Annotated in this window: 16 protein-coding genes; 6 read left to right on the top strand and 10 right to left on the bottom strand. The window is 58.2% G+C overall.

All coding sequences use genetic code 11. The features are described from left to right. Positions 1 to 46: 46 nt before the first annotated feature. From fur to ybfF, 4 genes are all read right to left on the bottom strand, one after another. Complete coding sequence (gene fur / locus EH164_RS15810) at positions 47 to 493, bottom strand: ferric iron uptake transcriptional regulator (RefSeq protein ID WP_023479956.1); 447 nt, start codon at positions 491 to 493, stop codon at positions 47 to 49. Positions 494 to 782: 289 nt separating this feature from the next. Then, positions 783 to 1,313, bottom strand: a complete 531-nt coding sequence (gene fldA / locus EH164_RS15805) for a flavodoxin FldA (protein WP_023480004.1) — start codon at positions 1,311 to 1,313, stop codon at positions 783 to 785. Positions 1,314 to 1,476: 163 nt separating this feature from the next. Continuing rightward, positions 1,477 to 1,758: a LexA regulated protein gene (ybfE, locus tag EH164_RS15800; protein WP_023479957.1), complete on the bottom strand. Its 282-nt coding sequence runs from the start codon at positions 1,756 to 1,758 to the stop codon at positions 1,477 to 1,479. 138 nt (positions 1,759 to 1,896) lie between these two features. After that, positions 1,897 to 2,661, bottom strand: coding sequence for an esterase (gene ybfF, locus EH164_RS15795; RefSeq protein ID WP_124969126.1), 765 nt, complete (start codon positions 2,659 to 2,661; stop codon positions 1,897 to 1,899). A gap of 182 nt (positions 2,662 to 2,843) precedes the next feature. On the opposite strand from ybfF, the gene seqA reads away from it, so the two are divergent. Together seqA and pgm are read left to right on the top strand one after the other, a co-directional pair. Then, positions 2,844 to 3,398, top strand: coding sequence for a replication initiation negative regulator SeqA (gene seqA / locus EH164_RS15790; RefSeq protein WP_076769558.1), 555 nt, complete (start codon positions 2,844 to 2,846; stop codon positions 3,396 to 3,398). Between the two features lie 24 nt (positions 3,399 to 3,422). Beyond that, positions 3,423 to 5,063, top strand: a complete 1,641-nt coding sequence (gene pgm, locus EH164_RS15785; protein WP_124969124.1) for a phosphoglucomutase (alpha-D-glucose-1,6-bisphosphate-dependent) — start codon at positions 3,423 to 3,425, stop codon at positions 5,061 to 5,063. A gap of 491 nt (positions 5,064 to 5,554) precedes the next feature. Here pgm and kdpE read toward each other — a convergent pair whose 3' ends face one another. The 6 genes from kdpE to kdpF are packed head-to-tail and all read right to left on the bottom strand — an operon-like array spanning position 5,555 to position 13,342. Continuing rightward, positions 5,555 to 6,232 (bottom strand): two-component system response regulator KdpE, encoded by a 678-nt coding sequence (gene kdpE, locus EH164_RS15770; protein ID WP_124969118.1) that lies wholly within the window; start codon positions 6,230 to 6,232, stop codon positions 5,555 to 5,557. Then, a complete protein-coding gene (gene kdpD, locus EH164_RS15765) occupies positions 6,229 to 8,916 on the bottom strand; it encodes a two-component system sensor histidine kinase KdpD (protein WP_124969116.1) in 2,688 nt (895 codons plus the stop codon). The genes kdpE and kdpD overlap by 4 nt, the downstream gene beginning before the upstream one ends. Before the next feature lie 3 nt (positions 8,917 to 8,919). Continuing rightward, complete coding sequence (gene kdpC / locus EH164_RS15760) at positions 8,920 to 9,495, bottom strand: potassium-transporting ATPase subunit KdpC (protein WP_094420467.1); 576 nt, start codon at positions 9,493 to 9,495, stop codon at positions 8,920 to 8,922. A 12-nt stretch (positions 9,496 to 9,507) separates the two neighbouring features. Beyond that, a complete protein-coding gene (kdpB, locus tag EH164_RS15755) occupies positions 9,508 to 11,556 on the bottom strand; it encodes a potassium-transporting ATPase subunit KdpB (RefSeq protein WP_124969114.1) in 2,049 nt (682 codons plus the stop codon). 20 nt (positions 11,557 to 11,576) lie between these two features. Further along, positions 11,577 to 13,253, bottom strand: coding sequence for a potassium-transporting ATPase subunit KdpA (gene kdpA / locus EH164_RS15750; RefSeq protein WP_124969112.1), 1,677 nt, complete (start codon positions 13,251 to 13,253; stop codon positions 11,577 to 11,579). Then, positions 13,253 to 13,342, bottom strand: coding sequence for a K(+)-transporting ATPase subunit F (kdpF, locus tag EH164_RS15745; RefSeq protein WP_042713160.1), 90 nt, complete (start codon positions 13,340 to 13,342; stop codon positions 13,253 to 13,255). Before kdpF ends, kdpA begins: the two co-directional genes overlap by 1 nt. A gap of 1,160 nt (positions 13,343 to 14,502) precedes the next feature. Here kdpF and EH164_RS15740 point away from each other — a divergent pair. The 4 genes from EH164_RS15740 to EH164_RS15725 all read left to right on the top strand — a co-directional run bounded on the left by EH164_RS15740 (position 14,503) and on the right by EH164_RS15725 (position 17,937). Next, positions 14,503 to 14,709 carry a YbfA family protein gene (locus tag EH164_RS15740; protein ID WP_023478218.1) on the top strand — a complete coding sequence of 69 codons (207 nt, stop codon included), beginning with the start codon at positions 14,503 to 14,505 and terminating at the stop codon, positions 14,707 to 14,709. A gap of 102 nt (positions 14,710 to 14,811) precedes the next feature. Continuing rightward, positions 14,812 to 15,765, top strand: coding sequence for a 2-thiouracil desulfurase family protein (locus EH164_RS15735; RefSeq protein ID WP_124969110.1), 954 nt, complete (start codon positions 14,812 to 14,814; stop codon positions 15,763 to 15,765). A 7-nt stretch (positions 15,766 to 15,772) separates the two neighbouring features. After that, complete coding sequence (gene phrB, locus EH164_RS15730) at positions 15,773 to 17,185, top strand: deoxyribodipyrimidine photo-lyase (protein WP_124969108.1); 1,413 nt, start codon at positions 15,773 to 15,775, stop codon at positions 17,183 to 17,185. Positions 17,186 to 17,193: 8 nt separating this feature from the next. Further along, positions 17,194 to 17,937 (top strand): type 2 GTP cyclohydrolase I, encoded by a 744-nt coding sequence (locus EH164_RS15725; RefSeq protein WP_124969106.1) that lies wholly within the window; start codon positions 17,194 to 17,196, stop codon positions 17,935 to 17,937. Positions 17,938 to 17,940: the final 3 nt, after the last annotated feature.

Here is a 17,940-nt window from a genome sequence, read left to right as displayed (position 1 = left end):
ATAAAAAAAGCCAACCTGACGGTTGGCTTTTAACGTTCAGAAGAACTTATTTTGCGTCGTGCGCGTGTTCATCTTCGCGGCAGTCACCTTCGGCGCAGTGGCCGTAAAGGTAGAGACTGTGGTTCGTCAGGCGGATGCCGTGTTTAGCGGCAATTTCGCGCTGGCGCAATTCGATGGAATCATCACTAAATTCGATGACTTTACCGCAGTCGAGGCAGATAAGGTGATCGTGGTGATGCTGCTGCGTCAGTTCGAAAACGGACTTGCCGCCTTCGAAGTTGTGACGGGTGACAATCCCGGCGTCATCAAACTGGTTCAGCACACGGTACACCGTTGCCAGACCAATCTCTTCACCCATGTCGATCAGACGCTTATAAAGATCTTCCGCACTGACATGATGGTTATCCGGCTCCTGAAGCACTTCCAGAATTTTTAAACGTGGAAGCGTGACTTTCAGGCCGGCCTTCTTTAATGCGGTATTGTTGTCAGTCATGCGGAATCTGTCCTGTTGCTATACGATTCACTTCCTTCTCGGAAGTTATAAGGAATGCACCCGGGCGAATGCGTATCATTATAGAACTGCCATGTATAAATGAAAACTGCAAGCCCTCAAGTAAAGTAAGCTTTTAAAACGTGGTATCGCCGACAACTCCCGGTCGGGCGTACTGCGTTAAGCAGCGCTTATTGTACAGGGATGAGTAGGAAAGTTAAAAAAATGTAGCAATTATTTCGATTGCTTTTACCTATTGATACGGCGCAACCAGCAGATTGCGCCATAAAAATCAGGCATTCAGGATTTCATCCAGATGCAGCTCTTCAGAAACCTGCTTCACCCACTTCTGCACGCGCTCGGCGGTCAGTTCTGGCTGGCGGTCTTCGTCAATCGCCAGACCGACAAAGTGATCGTCATCAGCCAGGCCTTTTGAAGCTTCGAAATGATAACCGGCAGTCGGCCAGTGACCCACAATCGTCGCGCCGCGCGGTTCAATAATATCGCGAATAGTGCCCAGCGCATCACAGAAGTACTCAGCGTAATCTTCCTGGTCGCCGCAGCCGAACAGCGCCACTAACTTACCATTAAAATCAATCTCTTCCAGCGTCGGGAAGAAGTCATCCCAGTCGCACTGCGCTTCACCGTAATACCAGGTCGGAATGCCGAGCAACAGGATGTCATACCCTTCGATATCTTCCTTACTGCTCTTGGCAATGTCATGAACATCGGCGACGTCTTTACCAAGCTGGCTTTGGATCATTTTGGCGATGTTTTCGGTGTTGCCGGTGTCGCTGCCGAAGAAAATGCCTGTAATTGCCATGAGTAAAATAACCTCTTGAATCTTAATGAGTATAGGGGGAGCGCTAAGCCCACAGATAAGGGCAATCATAGCAGAACAGAGAAGAACGCGGAAACTGCTATTGCCGCGGACTGCACTGTATGCCACACGAAAAGGGGAATTTGATGAGGATTCAGAAGAATCGCTATCCGCGCAGGGCTTTAAGCTGCGCCAGCAGCATCTCTTCGATAAGTTCGCTGCGGCTTATCTCGCGCGCTTCGGCCAGCTCATTTAAGGCTTCCACCGCTTCCGCATTGAGTTTCAGTTCGACGCGCTTAAGCCCACGAACCTTATCGCGTTTAAGCTGGTTGCGTTTATTAATGCGCAACTGTTCATCACGCGAGAGCGGGTTGGTCTTCGGCCGTCCCGGGCGACGCTCATTCGCGAAGAGATCTAGTGTCGTACGGTCCGTTTGTTCTTTAGCCATGATATGAATACTACGGGAAAACACGCAATCGGGCCGCTGCCCGGGCTGAATAGCGCGCCATCATACATCACCAACATCGGCACGCCAACGACCGGGCGCGTTGAAACGACCGGTCGCCGCCTTTTTAATCAGTTGGCCTTACTCTGCCAGATAACGGCGGATGGCCCGCAGCACCGCATCAGGTTTTTCTGCATGTACCCAGTGCCCGGCACCGGCAATGACATACGCCCGCGCCTGGGGGAACTGCGCCAGCAGCGCATCGCGGTAGGCATCGGTGACATAAGAGGAGTTGCCGCCGCAGACGAAGAGGGCAGGCTTATCCCACGCCGGAATGGTCTCCCAGCCCACAATATTGGCATATTGATCCCACAGCACCGGCACGTTGAAGCGCCACTCACCGTCAACGAAGGATTTCAGTAAAAACTGAACCACGCCCTCTTCATTAAGCTGCTCGCGCATCAGCGCCGCCGCCTGCTGGCGTGACGAAACGTTCGCCTCGCTGACGGCGTTGATAGCGGCAAAGATCTCATCGTGACGGCGCAATTTATAATCCACGGGCGCCATATCAATCGCCACCAGGCTATCGATGCGATCGGGTGCCAGTGAAGTTAGCGCCATCACCGCTTTGCCGCCCATGGAGTGGCCGATAAAGGTCGCTTTTTCAATCTGATGGGCATCAAGCGTATCAAGCAGATCCTGCGCCATCGCCGGGTAGTTCATCTCCGGTGAGCGGGGCGACACGCCGTGATTACGCATATCCACCTGCAGCACATCGTGATCCTGCACCAGGTCACGGGCGAGCACGCCGAGGTTATCAAGGCTGCCGAAAAGGCCGTGAACCAGCACAATCGGGGAATTGTTGTGCGGATGTTGTGCAGTTTGCGCGCGCGTGTTCAATTTCATGGCAAAGTTCTTTTTTTCACTCCAACGGGTTAGGTTATTATGGTGAACATTCTGCCGCCCGGCTGCAAGGCTAAGCATTACTCTGAGTTTTGCCGCCATCCTGGGGTGTACCTATCCGCTGTTGGGATTTCACTTTATAATCCCAATACTTGTATTCAGATTTTATATAGCACTGGATTAAGATGAAAACGATTGAAGTTGATGATGAGCTCTACAGTTACATTGCCAGCCATACCAAGCACATTGGCGAGAGCGCATCCGAGATTTTACGGCGTATGCTGAAGTTCTCCGCCGCATCATCGTCTCCCTCTGCAGCGCCCGCCGCGCCGGTGAAAGAGACACGCGCTGCAAGCGTCGTCGAAGAGGTGAAACCGGCCAACACCACCCGGGATAAGGTCCGCGCTGTTCGCGAGCTTCTGCTCTCCGACGAATATGCCGAGCAGAAAAAAGCGGTTAATCGCTTTCTGCTAATCCTGTCTACACTCTATTCACTCGATGACAAAGGGTTTACGGAATCCACTGAATCTCTGCACGGTCGCACGCGCGTATACTTTGCCGCTGATGAGCGCACCCTGCTGCAGAACGGCAACCAGACCAAGCCGAAGCAAGTGCCGAACACCCCTTACTGGGTCATCACCAACACGAATACGGGCCGTAAATGCAGCATGATTGAACACATCATGCAATCAATGCAGTTCCCGGCGGAGCTGATTGAGAAAGTTTGCGGCACAATTTAATCCTTGCATTAAAAGGACGAAGCAATGGCAAACCATCCGCGCGCGGGCCAACCTGCGCAACAGGGCGATTTGATTAACGTCGCGCAGCTGACTGCGCAGTACTATGTGTTGAAACCGGAAGTTGGCAATGCTGACCATGCGGTGAAATTTGGTACCTCAGGTCACCGTGGTAGCGCATGGCGTCACAGCTTTAACGAGCCGCACATCCTTGCCATTGCGCAGGCGATTGCCGAAGAGCGTGCGAAAAACGGCATCACCGGGCCGTGCTATGTCGGTAAAGACACGCATGCCCTCTCTGAGCCGGCGTTTATCTCCGTGCTGGAAGTGTTGGCTGCCAACGGCGTCGATATCATCGTGCAGGAAAATAACGGCTTTACGCCGACACCTGCCATCTCTAACGCCATTCTTGTGCACAACAAAAACGGCGGCGCGCAGGCGGATGGCATCGTGATTACGCCGTCCCACAACCCGCCGGAAGATGGCGGCATCAAATACAACCCGCCGAATGGCGGCCCGGCCGACACCAACGTCACCAAAGTGGTGGAAGATCGCGCTAATGCGCTGCTGGCCGACGATCTTAAAGGCGTGAAACGCATTTCGCTGGATGCGGCGATGGCTTCCGGTCACGTCACTGAAAAAGATCTGGTACAGCCGTTTATTGAAGGGCTGGCGGAGATCGTCGATATGGCGGCGATCCAGAAAGCGGGCCTGAAACTGGGCGTCGATCCGCTGGGCGGCTCCGGTATTGAGTACTGGAAACGTATCGCCGAGCACTACAAGCTCGACCTCACCATCGTTAATGATGAAGTCGACCAGACTTTCCGCTTTATGCACCTCGATAAAGATGGCGCGATCCGCATGGACTGCTCCTCCGAGTGTGCAATGGCCGGTCTGCTGGCGCTGCGCGATAAGTTTGACCTCGCCTTCGCCAACGACCCGGATTACGACCGCCACGGCATCGTAACCCCGGCTGGTCTGATGAACCCGAACCACTACCTGGCGGTAGCGATCAACTATCTGTTCCAGCATCGTCCGCAGTGGGGCAAAGATGTCGCAGTCGGTAAGACGCTGGTCTCCTCGGCGATGATTGACCGCGTGGTTAACGACCTTGGCCGTAAGCTGGTGGAAGTGCCGGTGGGCTTTAAGTGGTTTGTTGATGGTCTGCACGACGGCAGCTTCGGCTTCGGCGGCGAAGAGAGCGCGGGCGCATCGTTCCTGCGCTTCGACGGTACGCCGTGGTCTACGGATAAAGATGGCATCATCATGTGCCTGCTGGCGGCGGAGATCACTGCGGTGACCGGTAAAAACCCGCAGCAGCACTATGACGAACTGGCTGCCCGCTTTGGTGCGCCAAGCTACAACCGTCTGCAGGCTGCGGCCTCTTCCGCGCAGAAAGCGGCGCTCTCCAAGCTCTCGCCAGAAATGGTAAGTGCCAGCACGCTGGCGGGGGATGCGATCACCGCTCGCCTGACCGCAGCACCGGGCAACGGCGCGTCGATTGGCGGCCTGAAAGTGATGACCGACAACGGCTGGTTTGCCGCGCGTCCGTCCGGCACCGAAGACGCCTACAAAATCTACTGCGAAAGCTTCCTCGGCGACGAACACCGTAAGCTGATTGAGAAAGAAGCGGTGGAAATTGTCAGCGAAGTGCTGAAAAACGCGTAAATCGCGGCACAATAAAAAAAGGCTCCCTCGGGAGCCTTTTTTGTGTCGGATGGCGGCTGACGCCTTATCCGACCTACAACGGCATGAAGCATGTGTACCCGTAGGCCGGATAAGCGCAGCGCCATCCGGCAGTCAAACCGCGCAGAACACGTACCCGTAGGCCGGATAAGCGTAGCGCCATCCGGCAATCAAACGGCGCGGAACACATAACCCGTAGGCCGGATAAGCGCAGCGCCATCCGGCAGTCAAACGGCGCGGAACACGTAACCCGTAGGCCGGATAAGCGCAGCGCCATCCGGCAATCAAACGGCGCGGAACACGTAACCCGTAGGCCGGATAAGCGCAGCGCCATCCGGCAGTCAAACCGCGCAGAACACGTACCCGTAGGCCGGATAAACGCAGCGCCATCCGGCAGTCGAACCGCGCAGAACACGTACCCGTAGGCCGGATAAGCGTAGCGCCATCCGGCAATCAGCCGTGCAGATCACGCCTCACAACATAAACCGGTACCCAATCCCGGTCTCGGTCAACAGGTGACGCGGGCGCGCCGGATCGCTCTCCAGCTTCTGGCGCAAATGTCCCATATAAATTCGCAGATAATGGCTATGCTCAACGGCATTTGGCCCCCACACCTGGCTTAACAATTGCCGCTGGGTCAGCACTTTGCCGTGGTTATTGAGCAGCACCGCCAGCAGGCGAAACTCAATCGGCGTCAGGTGGATCTCCTCGTCGCCGCGCTGGATGCGGCGGCTGGCGAGATCAACGCGGATATCGCCAAAGGTAATCACCGGTTCGCCCGGCGTGCTGGCGGCATGGCGGCGGAGTGCAACCCGCAGCCGTGCCTGTAATTCGCCAATGCCGAAAGGTTTACTGAGGTAATCATCCGCACCAGCATCCAGCGCGGCGATCTTGTCGCTCTCTTCGATACGTGCCGACAGAACGATAATCGGCATCTGGCTCCACTGGCGCACATCGCGGATAAAATCGAGTCCGTCACCGTCCGGCAAACCGAGATCGAGGATCGCCAGATCCGGCTTACGCGTTGCCGCTTCAATTAACCCGCGCTGCAGCGTCTCTGCTTCGTGCACGCGCAGCCCCTCAGCTTCCAGCGCGGTGCGCAGAAAGCGGCGGATGGCCTGTTCATCTTCGATAATCAGAACGTTAATCACAGATCCTCGGGTAATTCATCCAGTTGCGGGGGCGTTTCCCGCGCGAGTGTAACATAAAAGCGCGCGCCTCCCTGCGGGCGGTTTTGCGCGTCGATGGTGCCGCCATGCACCTCGACAATCGCCTGGCAAATCGCCAGCCCCAGGCCAACGCCGGGAATGGCCGACTCTTTGGTGCCGCGCGCAAATTTTTCAAAAATGGCGTGCTCCTGGCCTGGCGGGATCCCCGGCCCGTTATCCCACACCTCCAGCGTCCACTCGCTCGGTGTGCTGTGTGATTCAATACCAATCTGCGCGCCGGATCCGGCATATTTCACCGCGTTTTCCAGCAGATTGATCAACACGCGCTCAAACAGCGGGCCATCAACATGCACCAGCATCAGCGGATCGGGCAGCGACAGCGCAATGTGCCGCCCGCCCATCACTGGCTCAAGGGTACGCAGCGCACTGCCGACGACTTCCTCCAGTGTCAGCCACTCACGTTTTAAATTAAAGCCGCCAGACTGGATGCGCGCCATATCCAGCAGATTATTAACCAGCCGGGTGGTGTTAAGCACATGCTGGCGGATCTCGTTGGCCTGCGGAGCATGTTTCGATCCTTCGCTGGCGAGATCCAGCGTCAGGATCTCCGCCTGACCAAACAGCACCGTCAGAGGAGTGCGCAGATCGTGGGAGAGGGCGGCCAGCAGCGAGTTGCGCAGACTCTCGCGCTCGCTGGCAAGCCGCGCCTGCTCTTCGCGCGTCGCCAGCGCCTGGCGCTCAAGGGCGTTCGCCACCAGCAGGGTGAAGGTCTCCAGCAGACGCTGCTGCTCCGGGATCATCAACTGGCGCAGATTCGCTGGCTCGACAATCAGCAGGCCATAGACCGTATCGTCATTTTTCAGCGGCAAGATTTGATAGGGCATGCCGGGCAGCGTATCGGTGCCTGCGCCCGCAGGCTGTCCCTTATCAAAACTCCAGCGGGCGATGGCATCATCCCACGGCGTCATACCCTGGTTTTCCGTCACTGCCGCCAGTTTGCCTTCGCTATTCGGAAGCAGCAGTTTGCTGCGCGCCTCGAAGGTGGAGTGAATAAAGGTCTCGCTGGTAGCGGCGATATCCTGATTATTGCGTCCCGCCGCCAGCGCTTTCGACATCTCATAGAGATGACGCGTGCGCCGCTCACGGTAACGCGCCACCCTTGCCTGATAACGCACCCCGGCGGTGAGGTTACCAATCACCAGCCCGACGGTCAGCATCACGCCGAAGGTGAGGAGATACTGCACATCGGACACCGCCAGCGTGCCGCGCGGCGAGATAAAAAAGAGATCGAAGCTGATGACGTTAATCACCGTGGCGAAGGCCGATGGCCAGCGGCCATAGAACAGCGCCACCAGCACCACGCCCAGCAGGTAGATCATCACCAGGTTGGTAGGCTCAAAGGCCGTCAGCCACTGCAAAGCGATGAAGGTAATCGCCGCGCAAAGCGCCAGCGCGACCGCGCAGCCGGTAAGCTGCACGCGCCAGCGGTCGAAAAAGGGGCGGGAATCTCCGCTGCGCGTCGGCAGCGGCTGGGTGCTCTCTTGCAGGGCGATAATCACCAGATCGAGATCTGGCGCGCGGCGCGCCAGGCGGTCGGCAAAGGATTCGCGGTGCCACCAGCGGCGGTTATCGCGGCGGCCAATCAGAATTTTGCCGAGGTTATGTTCCCGGGCGTAGCGCAGTATCGCGCGATCTTCCGCCGGGTCGGCGAGGGTTGCGGTCTCTGCGCCCAGCTCCTGGGCCAGCCGCAGGGCGCTTAAGATCGCCCGCCGCTGTGACTCCGGTAATTTGTGCAGGGTCGGGGTTTCTACATAGACTGCATGCCAGGCGCTGCCGAGTTTGGCTGCCAGCCTCGCTGCGGTGCGGATCAATTTCTCGTTACCCGCGCCGTGACCGACGCAGAGCAGAATGGCGTCGCGCGTATGCCACACTTTCTCTTCACCGAGACGATCGCGCCAGGCGCGCATCTGATCATCCACCCGATCGGCGGTGCGCCGCAGCGCCAGCTCGCGCAGCGCGATCAGATTACCTTTGCGAAAGAAGTGCTCAATGGCGCGCTCTGCCTGGCCGCCAATATAGACTTTGCCTTCATGCAGCCGCTGGCGCAGATCGTCCGGCGGCAGGTCGACCAGCACAATCTCATCGGCGCTATCAAAGAAGGGATCGGGCACCGTTTCGCGCACCTGAATGCCGGTGACGCCGCTGACTACATCATTGAGGCTCTCCAGGTGCTGCACATTGACGGTGGTAAAAACGTCGATGCCAGCTTCCAGTAGCTCCTCCACATCCTGCCAGCGTTTTGGGTGACGCGAGCCAGGAGCGTTACTGTGCGCCAGCTCATCCATCAGGATCAGCGCCGGACGCCGCGCGAGGGCGGCGTCCAGATCAAACTCATGCACCACGCGCCCGCGATGGGCGATGCGCCGCACGGGTTGCAGGGGCAGGCCCGCCATCAGCGCGGCGGTCTCTTTGCGCCCGTGCGTCTCTACCACGCCCGGCAGCACATCCAGCCCCTGCGCCCGTAGCCGCTGCGCTTCCTGCAACATGGCAAAGGTTTTACCCACCCCGGCGCAGGCACCGAAAAAGATCTTCAGCTTGCCCCGGTGTGCCGTAGCGGCATGCTCCAGCAGGCGGTCGGGATCGGGGCGCAACGGCTCATCACTCATGCGTTATTTGTCCTTCAGCGCATCCAGCGCCAGATTAAGTTCAACCACATTCACTACCGGCTGACCGAGGAAATTAACCAGCGGTGTTTCGGTGTATTTATTAACCAAATCATTGACCGTCTGCACCGACAAGCCGCGAGCTTGCGCCACGCGCGGGATTTGCCAGCTGGCCGCCTGCGGTGAGATCTGACCATCCAGCCCGCTGGCGGAAGTGGTTAACAGCTCCACCGGAATCGCTTTGGGTGAGTGCGGGTTTGCCGCGCGCAGCTGCGCCACGCGTTCGGCCACCTGCTTATCCAGCTCCGGGTTGCTGCCCGCCAGATTGCTGCCGCCCGAGGCCATCGGATTATAGGGCGCATCGGCAGTCGCGGAAGGGCGACCGTGAAAATAACCCGGCGCGGTAAAATCCTGGCCCAGCAGACGGGAGCCGCGCACCGTGTCGCCTTGCTCGATCAGCGAGCCGTTCGCCTGGTCGTGAAACCACCACTGCCCAAGGGCGGTGGTCAGCAGCGGGTAAAGCCCGCCGGTAATAAACGTCAGCAGTATTAAAAGCAGAAAGGCGGGACGTAATAAAGCCATCTTTTTCACTCCTTAAACCAGACCGAACAGCGTGAGCAGCAGATCGATTGCTTTGATACCGATAAACGGCACCAGCAGACCGCCCAGCCCGTAAATCCACAAGTTACGGCGCAGCATCGCCGAGGCGGTCAGCGGCTTGTAGCTCACGCCTTTCAGCGCCAGCGGGATGAGGAACACAATCACCAGCGCGTTAAAGATCACCGCACTTAAAATCGCCGAAGAGGGGGAGTGCAGGTGCATCACATTCAGCGCGTTGAGCTGCGGATAGGTGGCCGCAAATGCCGCAGGGATGATGGCAAAATACTTCGCCACGTCATTGGCGATACTGAAGGTGGTGAGCGATCCGCGCGTCATCAGCATCTGTTTGCCAATATGCACTACCTCAATCAGCTTGGTCGGGTTCGAGTCGAGATCGACCATGTTCCCCGCCTCTTTCGCCGCCTGCGTACCGGAGTTCATCGCCACCGCAACATCCGCCTGCGCCAGCGCTGGCGCATCGTTGGTGCCGTCACCGGTCATCGCCACCAGCCGACCTTCGGCCTGATATTGACGAATCAGCGCCAGCTTCGCTTCCGGCGTCGCTTCGGCAAGGAAGTCATCCACGCCCGCTTCGGCAGCAATCGCTGCGGCAGTTAAGCGGTTATCGCCGGTGATCATCACCGTTTTGATGCCCATCTTACGCAACTGGGCGAAGCGCTCTTTAATGCCGCCTTTGACGATATCTTTCAGTGCAATCACGCCCAGCACGTTGGCCCCTTCCGCTACCACCAGCGGCGTCGCGCCCTGGCGAGCCACATTTTCCACGATAGATTCAACATCCGTCGGGAAGGTGCCGCCATTGGCCTCGATATGGCGACGAATCGCATCCACGGAGCCTTTACGGATCATGCGATCCTGCACGTTAATGCCGCTCATGCGCGTTTGCGCGGTAAAGGGGACGAAGGTGGCTTGCAGGCTCTGCATATCCCGCTCGCGCAGGTTAAAGCGCTGCTTGGCGAGGATCACAATGCTGCGACCTTCCGGGGTTTCATCGGCTAACGAAGAGAGCTGGGCGGCATCGGCCAGCGTCTTCTCATCAACGCCGCGCGCGGGCAGAAAGTCCGACGCCTGGCGGTTGCCGAGAGTGATGGTGCCGGTTTTATCCAGCAACAGCACATCGACATCGCCCGCCGCTTCGACGGCGCGACCGCTGGTGGCGATCACATTCGCACCCAGCATGCGGCTCATCCCGGCTACGCCAATCGCCGACAGCAGGCCGCCAATGGTGGTCGGGATCAGGCAGACCAGCAGCGCAACCAGCACCGTGACGCTGACCGCCGTGCCGCCGTAAACGGAGAAGGGCCACAGCGTGGCGGTCGCCAGCAGGAAGACAATGGTCAGCGCCACCAGCAGAATGGTCAGCGCGATCTCGTTAGGCGTTTTGCGGCGCTGGGCGCCCTCAACCATGGCAATCATGCGATCGAGAAAGGTCTCGCCTGGGTTAACACTGCACTGGATCACCAGCCAGTCAGACAGAATGCGCGTGCCGCCGGTGACGGAGGCGAAATCGCCGCCGGACTCGCGGATCACTGGTGCGGATTCACCGGTGATGGCGCTCTCATCCACCGACGCGCCGCCTTCGATCACCTCGCCGTCGCAGGGAATAATATCCCCCGCTTCAACCAGCACGATATCCCCTTTGCGTAGCTCATCTGCCGGAACATGATCCATCGGCGCATCGTGCTGCGGCGCGCGCAGTTTGCGGGCAAAGACCGTCTTTTTCACCCCTTTCAGGCTGTTGGCCTGCGCTTTACTGCGCCCCTCCGCCAGCGCTTCGGCGAAGTTGGCAAACAGCACCGTCACCCACAGCCAGAGGCTGATCGCGCCGGTAAACCACGCGTCACCGACCAGGTGACCAGTTGCCATGGCGATTGCCAGCAGCGTAGTGAGCAGGCTGCCGATCCAGACGATAAACATCACCGGATTACGCCACTGCACCTGCGGGCTTAATTTGGTTAAGGAACCCATCAACGCCTGGCGAACAAGGTTCGCGTCAAACAGGGCCAGTTGTTTGCGACTCATAATTGTGGTCTCCGCCAGACTCAAAACTGAAGGTATTCCGCCACCGGGCCGAGGGCCAGGGCAGGAATAAAGGTCAATGCGCCAACCAGCAGCACGGTGCCGATCAGCAGGCCGATAAACAGCGGGCCGTGGGTCGGCAGGGTGCCGGAGCTGGTGGGCTGGATCTTTTTACTCACCAGCGAGCCCGCAATTGCCAGCACCGGCACGATCACGCCGAAGCGGCCGACAAACATGCAGAAGGCGAGCAGACAGTTCCAGAAAGGCGTGTTGGCGCTCAGGCCACCAAAGGCGCTGCCGTTGTTATTGGCGGCGGAGGAGACGGCGTACAGCACTTCACTGAAGCCATGAATACCGGGGTTGAACATGCCGCTGCGCCCGGCATCGGTCATCATCGCCAGCGCCGTGCCAATCAGCACCAGCGCCGGGGTGACGAGGATCGCCAGCGCGGTCATCTTCATCTCACGGACATCAATTTTTTTACCGAGGAACTCCGGCGTGCGGCCAATCATCAGCCCGGCGATAAACACCGCCAGCAGGACAAACAGCAGCATGCCGTAGAGACCGGAGCCGACGCCGCCAAACACCACTTCGCCAATCTGCATTAACCACATCGGGATCATGCCGCCGAGCGCGGTAAAGGAGTCATGCATGGCGTTGACTGCACCGCAGGAAGCGGCGGTAGTCACTACGGCGTAGAGGCTACTGGCGAGAATGCCGAAGCGGCTCTCTTTACCTTCCATGTTGATGGTGCTGTCGCCGCCGAGCGTCAGGAAGTGCGGGTTACCTAGCCACTCGGCCCGCATCACAATCGCCACGCAAACGATAAAGATTATCGACATCGCCCACAGCAGCATCTGCCCCTGACGGCGGTCGCTCACCGCTTCACCAAAGGCGAAACAGAGCGCGGCAGGGATGAGGAAGATCGCCAGCATCTGCACAAAGTTGGTCAGCGCCGTCGGGTTTTCAAACGGATGGGAGGAGTTGGCGTTAAAGAAACCGCCGCCGTTGGTGCCCAGCATTTTAATCGCTTCCTGCGAGGCGACCGGGCCCATCGGCATCAGGTGCTGAACCCCTTCAAGGGAGGTATAGGGCTGGTAGGGGAGCAGGTTTTGCAGTGTCCCTTGCTGGATGAAAAAGAGGGCGATCAGCAGCGCCAGCGGCAGCAGCACCCAGAGCGTAATGCGCGTCAGATCGACCCACGCATTGCCCAGCGTCTCCATGCTGCGGCGGGCGAAGGCGCGGATCAGCGCAAATACTACCGCGATGCCGGTGGCGGCAGAGAGGAAGTTCTGCACCGTCAGGCCAACCATTTGGCTAAAGTAACTCAGCGTGCTTTCACCGGCATAGGATTGCCAGTTGGTATTGCTGACAAAGCTGACGGCGGTGTTGAGCGCCAGGTGCCAGGAGAGGCCTGGCAGGTTCTGCGGGTTCAGCGGCAGGATGCTTTGCAGCATCAGCAGGGCAAACAGCAGGGCGAGGCCAAGCAGGTTAAGCCCCAGGATCGCCAGCAGGTAGTGCCGCCAGCTCATTTCACGGGTGTCGATGCCCAGCCCGCGCCAGAGCAGGTTTTCCACCACGCCAACGCCCGGCAACGGCTGCCCGGCAATCAGCTTCGCCAGCAGCGAACCAAGCGGGCGCGCCAGCAGGAACAACACCAGCAAAAAGCCGGCAACCAGAAGAAACGCTTGAGCGGTCATTAAAATGCCTCCGCGTTTATCAGGGCGTAAATCAGGTAGCCCAATAACAGGAAAACCAGCACGATGCCGATTAGCACGCCTGCACTCACAGTTCACCTCCGGGGTGATTTAAGGATGTGCAGAGAGGCTAATTTTTCAGGCGCAAAGATTTCGCAAAAATCCCCGGGCAGGGTGTAAAAAAAGTATAAAAATGATGAACAAATAAGCGGTTTTTACCGTTGTAGGCCGGATAAGCGCCAGCGCCATCAGGCATTTTCTCCGCCGCACCGATTGCCGGATGGCGGCTATGCCTTATCCGGCCTACATGAACGAGGCCGCTGAAACGGCGTAGGCCGGATAAGCGTCAGCGCCATCCGGCATTATCACCGCCGCACCGATTGCCGGATGGCGGCTACGCCTTATCCGGCCTACATGAACGATGCCGCTGAAACGGCGTAGGCCGGATAAGCGCCAGCGCCATCCGGCATTATCACCGCCGCACCGATTGCCGGATGGCGGCTTCGCCTTATCCGGCCTACCAAAACGAGCATACAGCAACACCGGTGCGGCTTTTCTCTGCAATATGACAGCGAGGGTGTTGTGTCCCCGCTGGAATCGGCGAACCGAAGCGAGAATGACAAGGTCTGGACGCCATGGATGGCGGACAGAGGCGAACCGAGACAGGATGTCGAGTCGAGCCGGCCGCAGTCAGGCACGCGGGAGGTGAGCGCAGTGCGCAGCACCGATTTCCTCGCGGGGCCGCGGGGATTGACAAGGGGAGCGCGGCCGCTTCCCTTGTCCCGTTCACCGCATAAGGGTTTAATGAAACTCCTGAACGCCTGGTGAACGGAACTGTTCCACAAAATGCCATATGCCAGGCCCATTGCCGGATGGCGGCTACGCCTTATCCGGCCTACAGAACCTCTTCCACCGAGGCAATGTGCCGCACCGATTGCCGGATGGCGCGTACCGCTTATCCGGCCTACACGGTTCCGGCTGTTCCAGCGGCTACGCTTCGCAAATGCAACATTCAAAACCATTATTTAACCGATGGTTATTATCAATTTAACCGTTTTGTAACTTATTTACGGATTGCGTGTAAATAAATGCGCATCAACTAAAAATAGTGGTCGGATGAGTAGTAAAATTACAAACAAACCGGTATTATTTTGAGCAGATTTCAGTCTCGCAGCGTTTTTTCGTTACTCACTTACCGCTGCGGTAACTTTTTTCCGGTGCCCGATACCGGCCTGACAAAGGGGAGAGATTTATGAACACATACAAAATGTTTCCAGCGCACATTGTGCTGATGCGTCGTGCTTTCGCCGTTGCGGCGGGTCTGCTGGCACTGCCGGTGATGTTGTTCTGGAAGGATCGCGCACGGTTTTATAGCTATCTGCACCGCGTCTGGGCGAAGACCAGCGAAAAACCGGTATGGATGGATCAAGCAGAAAAAGTAACCTGCGACTTTTATTAATCGGGCTACACACAGCAACCCGATCGCGCCACCGCAATTGCGGTGGCTTTTTTTTACCTGCGGCCTTTGACTACAATGACTATGTCTAATCAAGGAGTCGCTATGAGTGAGAAAATCCCTGTCGGCATCAGTGCCTGTTTATTAGGGGAACAAGTCCGTTTTGACGGCGGCCATAAGCGGCTTGCCTTCGCAGTTGAAGAGCTATCACCGTGGATGCGTTTTGAGCCAGTCTGCCCGGAGATGGCCATTGGCCTGCCGGTGCCACGTCCGGCGCTGCGGTTGGTCAAAGAGGAGAGCGGTGTATCGCTGCGCTTTAGCGACAAACGGGAAGGAGATTTAACCGAGCAGATGGCGCACTTCTCCCGCGAGCGCGTCAGCCGTCTCGACCATTTGTGCGGCTATATCGTCTGCGCCAAATCCCCCTCCTGCGGCATGGAGCGGGTGCGCGTATACGACGCGGATGGCAAAAACAACCGCAAAGCCGGGCGCGGCATCTTTACCGACATTCTGATGGAGACCCATCCGTGGCTGCCGGTGGAAGAGGATGGTCGCCTGCACGATCCCCATATCCGCGAGAACTTTGTTGAGCGTATTTACGCCCTGCATGAACTGAACAGCGTGCGCGAGCGTGGCCTGACGCGTGGCGAACTGATCGCCTACCACAGCCGTTACAAGCTGTTGCTGCTGGCCCACTCGCAGCCGAAGTACCGCGAGCTGGGGCGTTTTGTCGCCGCCATCCATGAGTGGGCCTCTCTCGAGGAGTGGTTTGTGGAGTATCGCCAGCGCCTGATGGATCTGCTCTCACACCAGGCCACTCGCCGTAACCACACCAACGTGCTGATGCATGTGCAGGGCTACTTCCGCAAGCAGCTCAATGCCCGCCAGCGTGAAGAGCTGTCGAAGCTGATCGACAGCTACCGGCAGGGCATTCAGCCGCTGCTGGCACCCGTCACCTTACTGAAACACTATATGGCTGAGTTCCCGGACGCTTATCTCTCCGGACAGCGCTATTTTGACCCCTGGCCGGAAGCGCTGCGCTTACGTTACGGACATTAGGAGCATTATGACCACCCATCTGGTCTGGTTTCGCACGGATTTGCGCGTGCACGATAATCTTGCGCTGGCGGCAGCCTGCCGCAGCGCGAACGCAACAGTTAAAGCCCTCTTTATCGCCACGCCGAAACAGTGGCAGCAGCACTTGATGGCACCGCGTCAGGCTGCACTGATTGAGTCCCATCTCAATGCGCTGCAGCAGGCGCTCGCCGGGCTCGGCATTGAGCTTATCTACCGCGAAGTGGATGACTTTGCCGCCAGCGTGCAGACGGTTGCCGAGGTTTGCGAGCAGGAGCAGGTCAGCCACCTTTTTTATAACTACCAATACGAGCTTAATGAGCGCCAGCGCGATGCGGCGGTGGAGAAAGCACTGCCCAACGTCGCCTGCCAGGGGTTTGATGACAGCGTGATGCTGGCTCCCGGCAGCGTAATGACCGGCAATCGCGAGATGTTTAAAGTCTTCACCCCCTTTAAAAACGCCTTCTTGCGCCGTTTAAAAGAGGATCTGCCGGAGTGCGTCGCCGCGCCGCAGCCGCGCGAAGGCGGAGCACTGAAGGTTGAGCCGCTGTCGCTCAACTACCCACAACAGCCCTTTGACGAAAAACTCTTCCCGCCGGATGAGAAGCAGGCCATCGCCCGACTACGCCACTTCTGCCAGCACCAGGTGGCAGAGTATGAGCAGCAGCGCGATTTCCCCGCTATTGAGGGCACTAGTCGTCTCTCGGCGAGCCTCGCCATCGGCGCGCTCTCGCCGCGCCAGTGTCTGCACCGCTTGCTCGCTGAGCAGCCGGGTGTGCTGGAAGGTGGGCCGGGCGCGGTATGGCTGAGCGAGCTTATCTGGCGCGAATTTTATCGCCACCTCATCACCTACCATCCGGCGCTGTGTAAGCATCGCCCGTTTATCACGTGGACGGAAAAGGTGCAGTGGCAGGATAACCCGCAGCATCTGGAGGCGTGGAAAAAGGGGATCACCGGCTATCCGATTGTTGATGCAGCGATGCGTCAGATGAATGAGACCGGCTGGATGCATAACCGTCTGCGTATGATTACCGCCAGCTTCCTGATCAAAGACCTGCTTATCGACTGGCGGGTGGGAGAGCGCTATTTTATGGCTCAACTGGTGGATGGCGATTACGCGGCGAATAACGGCGGCTGGCAGTGGGCGGCCTCAACCGGCACTGATGCCGCGCCCTACTTCCGTATCTTCAACCCGACTACTCAGGGCGAGCGTTTCGATGCGGATGGCGAGTTTATTCGCCGCTGGCTGCCGGAGCTGAAAACCGTGCCGCCGAAGGCTATTCATCAACCCTGGGTCTGGGCAGATAAGCAGGGCGTTAAGCTCGATTATCCGCGCCCGATTGTCGATCATAAACAGGCGCGAAGCGCCACGCTGGCGGCCTATGAAGCCGCGCGAAAAGGGTAAGAGTGAGCATGAAAAATAGCGAACTGGAAAAATTGATTAACGAAAAACTCAACAGTGCGGCGTTCAGCGATTACGGCCCGAATGGCCTGCAGGTTGAGGGGCGCGAAGAAGTACGCAAAATCGTCACCGGCGTGACCGCAAGCCAGGCACTGCTGGATGAGGCTGTGCGGCTTGAAGCTGATGCGGTGATGGTGCATCACGGTTACTTCTGGAAAAACGAAGCGCCGATCATTCGCGGCATGAAGCGCAACCGCCTGAAAACCCTGCTGGCGAACGATATCAACCTTTACGGCTGGCATCTGCCGCTCGACGCGCACCCGGAGCTGGGGAATAACGTGCAGCTTGCCGCACTACTTGGCATCACGGTACAGGGGGAGATTGAACCGCTGGTGCCGTGGGGCGAGCTGTCTATGCCGGTTCCCGGTCTCGAACTGGCATCGTGGATCGAAGCGCGTCTGGGGCGTAAACCGCTGTGGTGCGGCGATACCGGGCCTGCCACCATCAAGCGCGTGGCGTGGTGTACCGGCGGCGGTCAGGGCTTTATTGATAAAGCCGCGGCCTTCGGTGTCGATGCTTTTATCACTGGCGAAGTATCGGAGCAGACTATTCACTCCGCGCGCGAGCAGGGTTTGCACTTCTTCGCTGCCGGGCACCACGCCACCGAGCGCGGCGGCATTCGCGCCCTCGGCGAGTGGCTGACTGCCAACACCGATCTGGATGTGACCTTTATCGATATCCCTAACCCGGCGTAAGGA

Origin of the sequence: Kosakonia sp. CCTCC M2018092 (assembly GCF_003864115.1) — a bacterium.
Lineage (GTDB): Bacteria > Pseudomonadota > Gammaproteobacteria > Enterobacterales > Enterobacteriaceae > Kosakonia > Kosakonia cowanii.
Note: the sequence above shows the minus strand (reverse complement) of the source record. Positions and strands in the feature narration are given on the sequence as shown.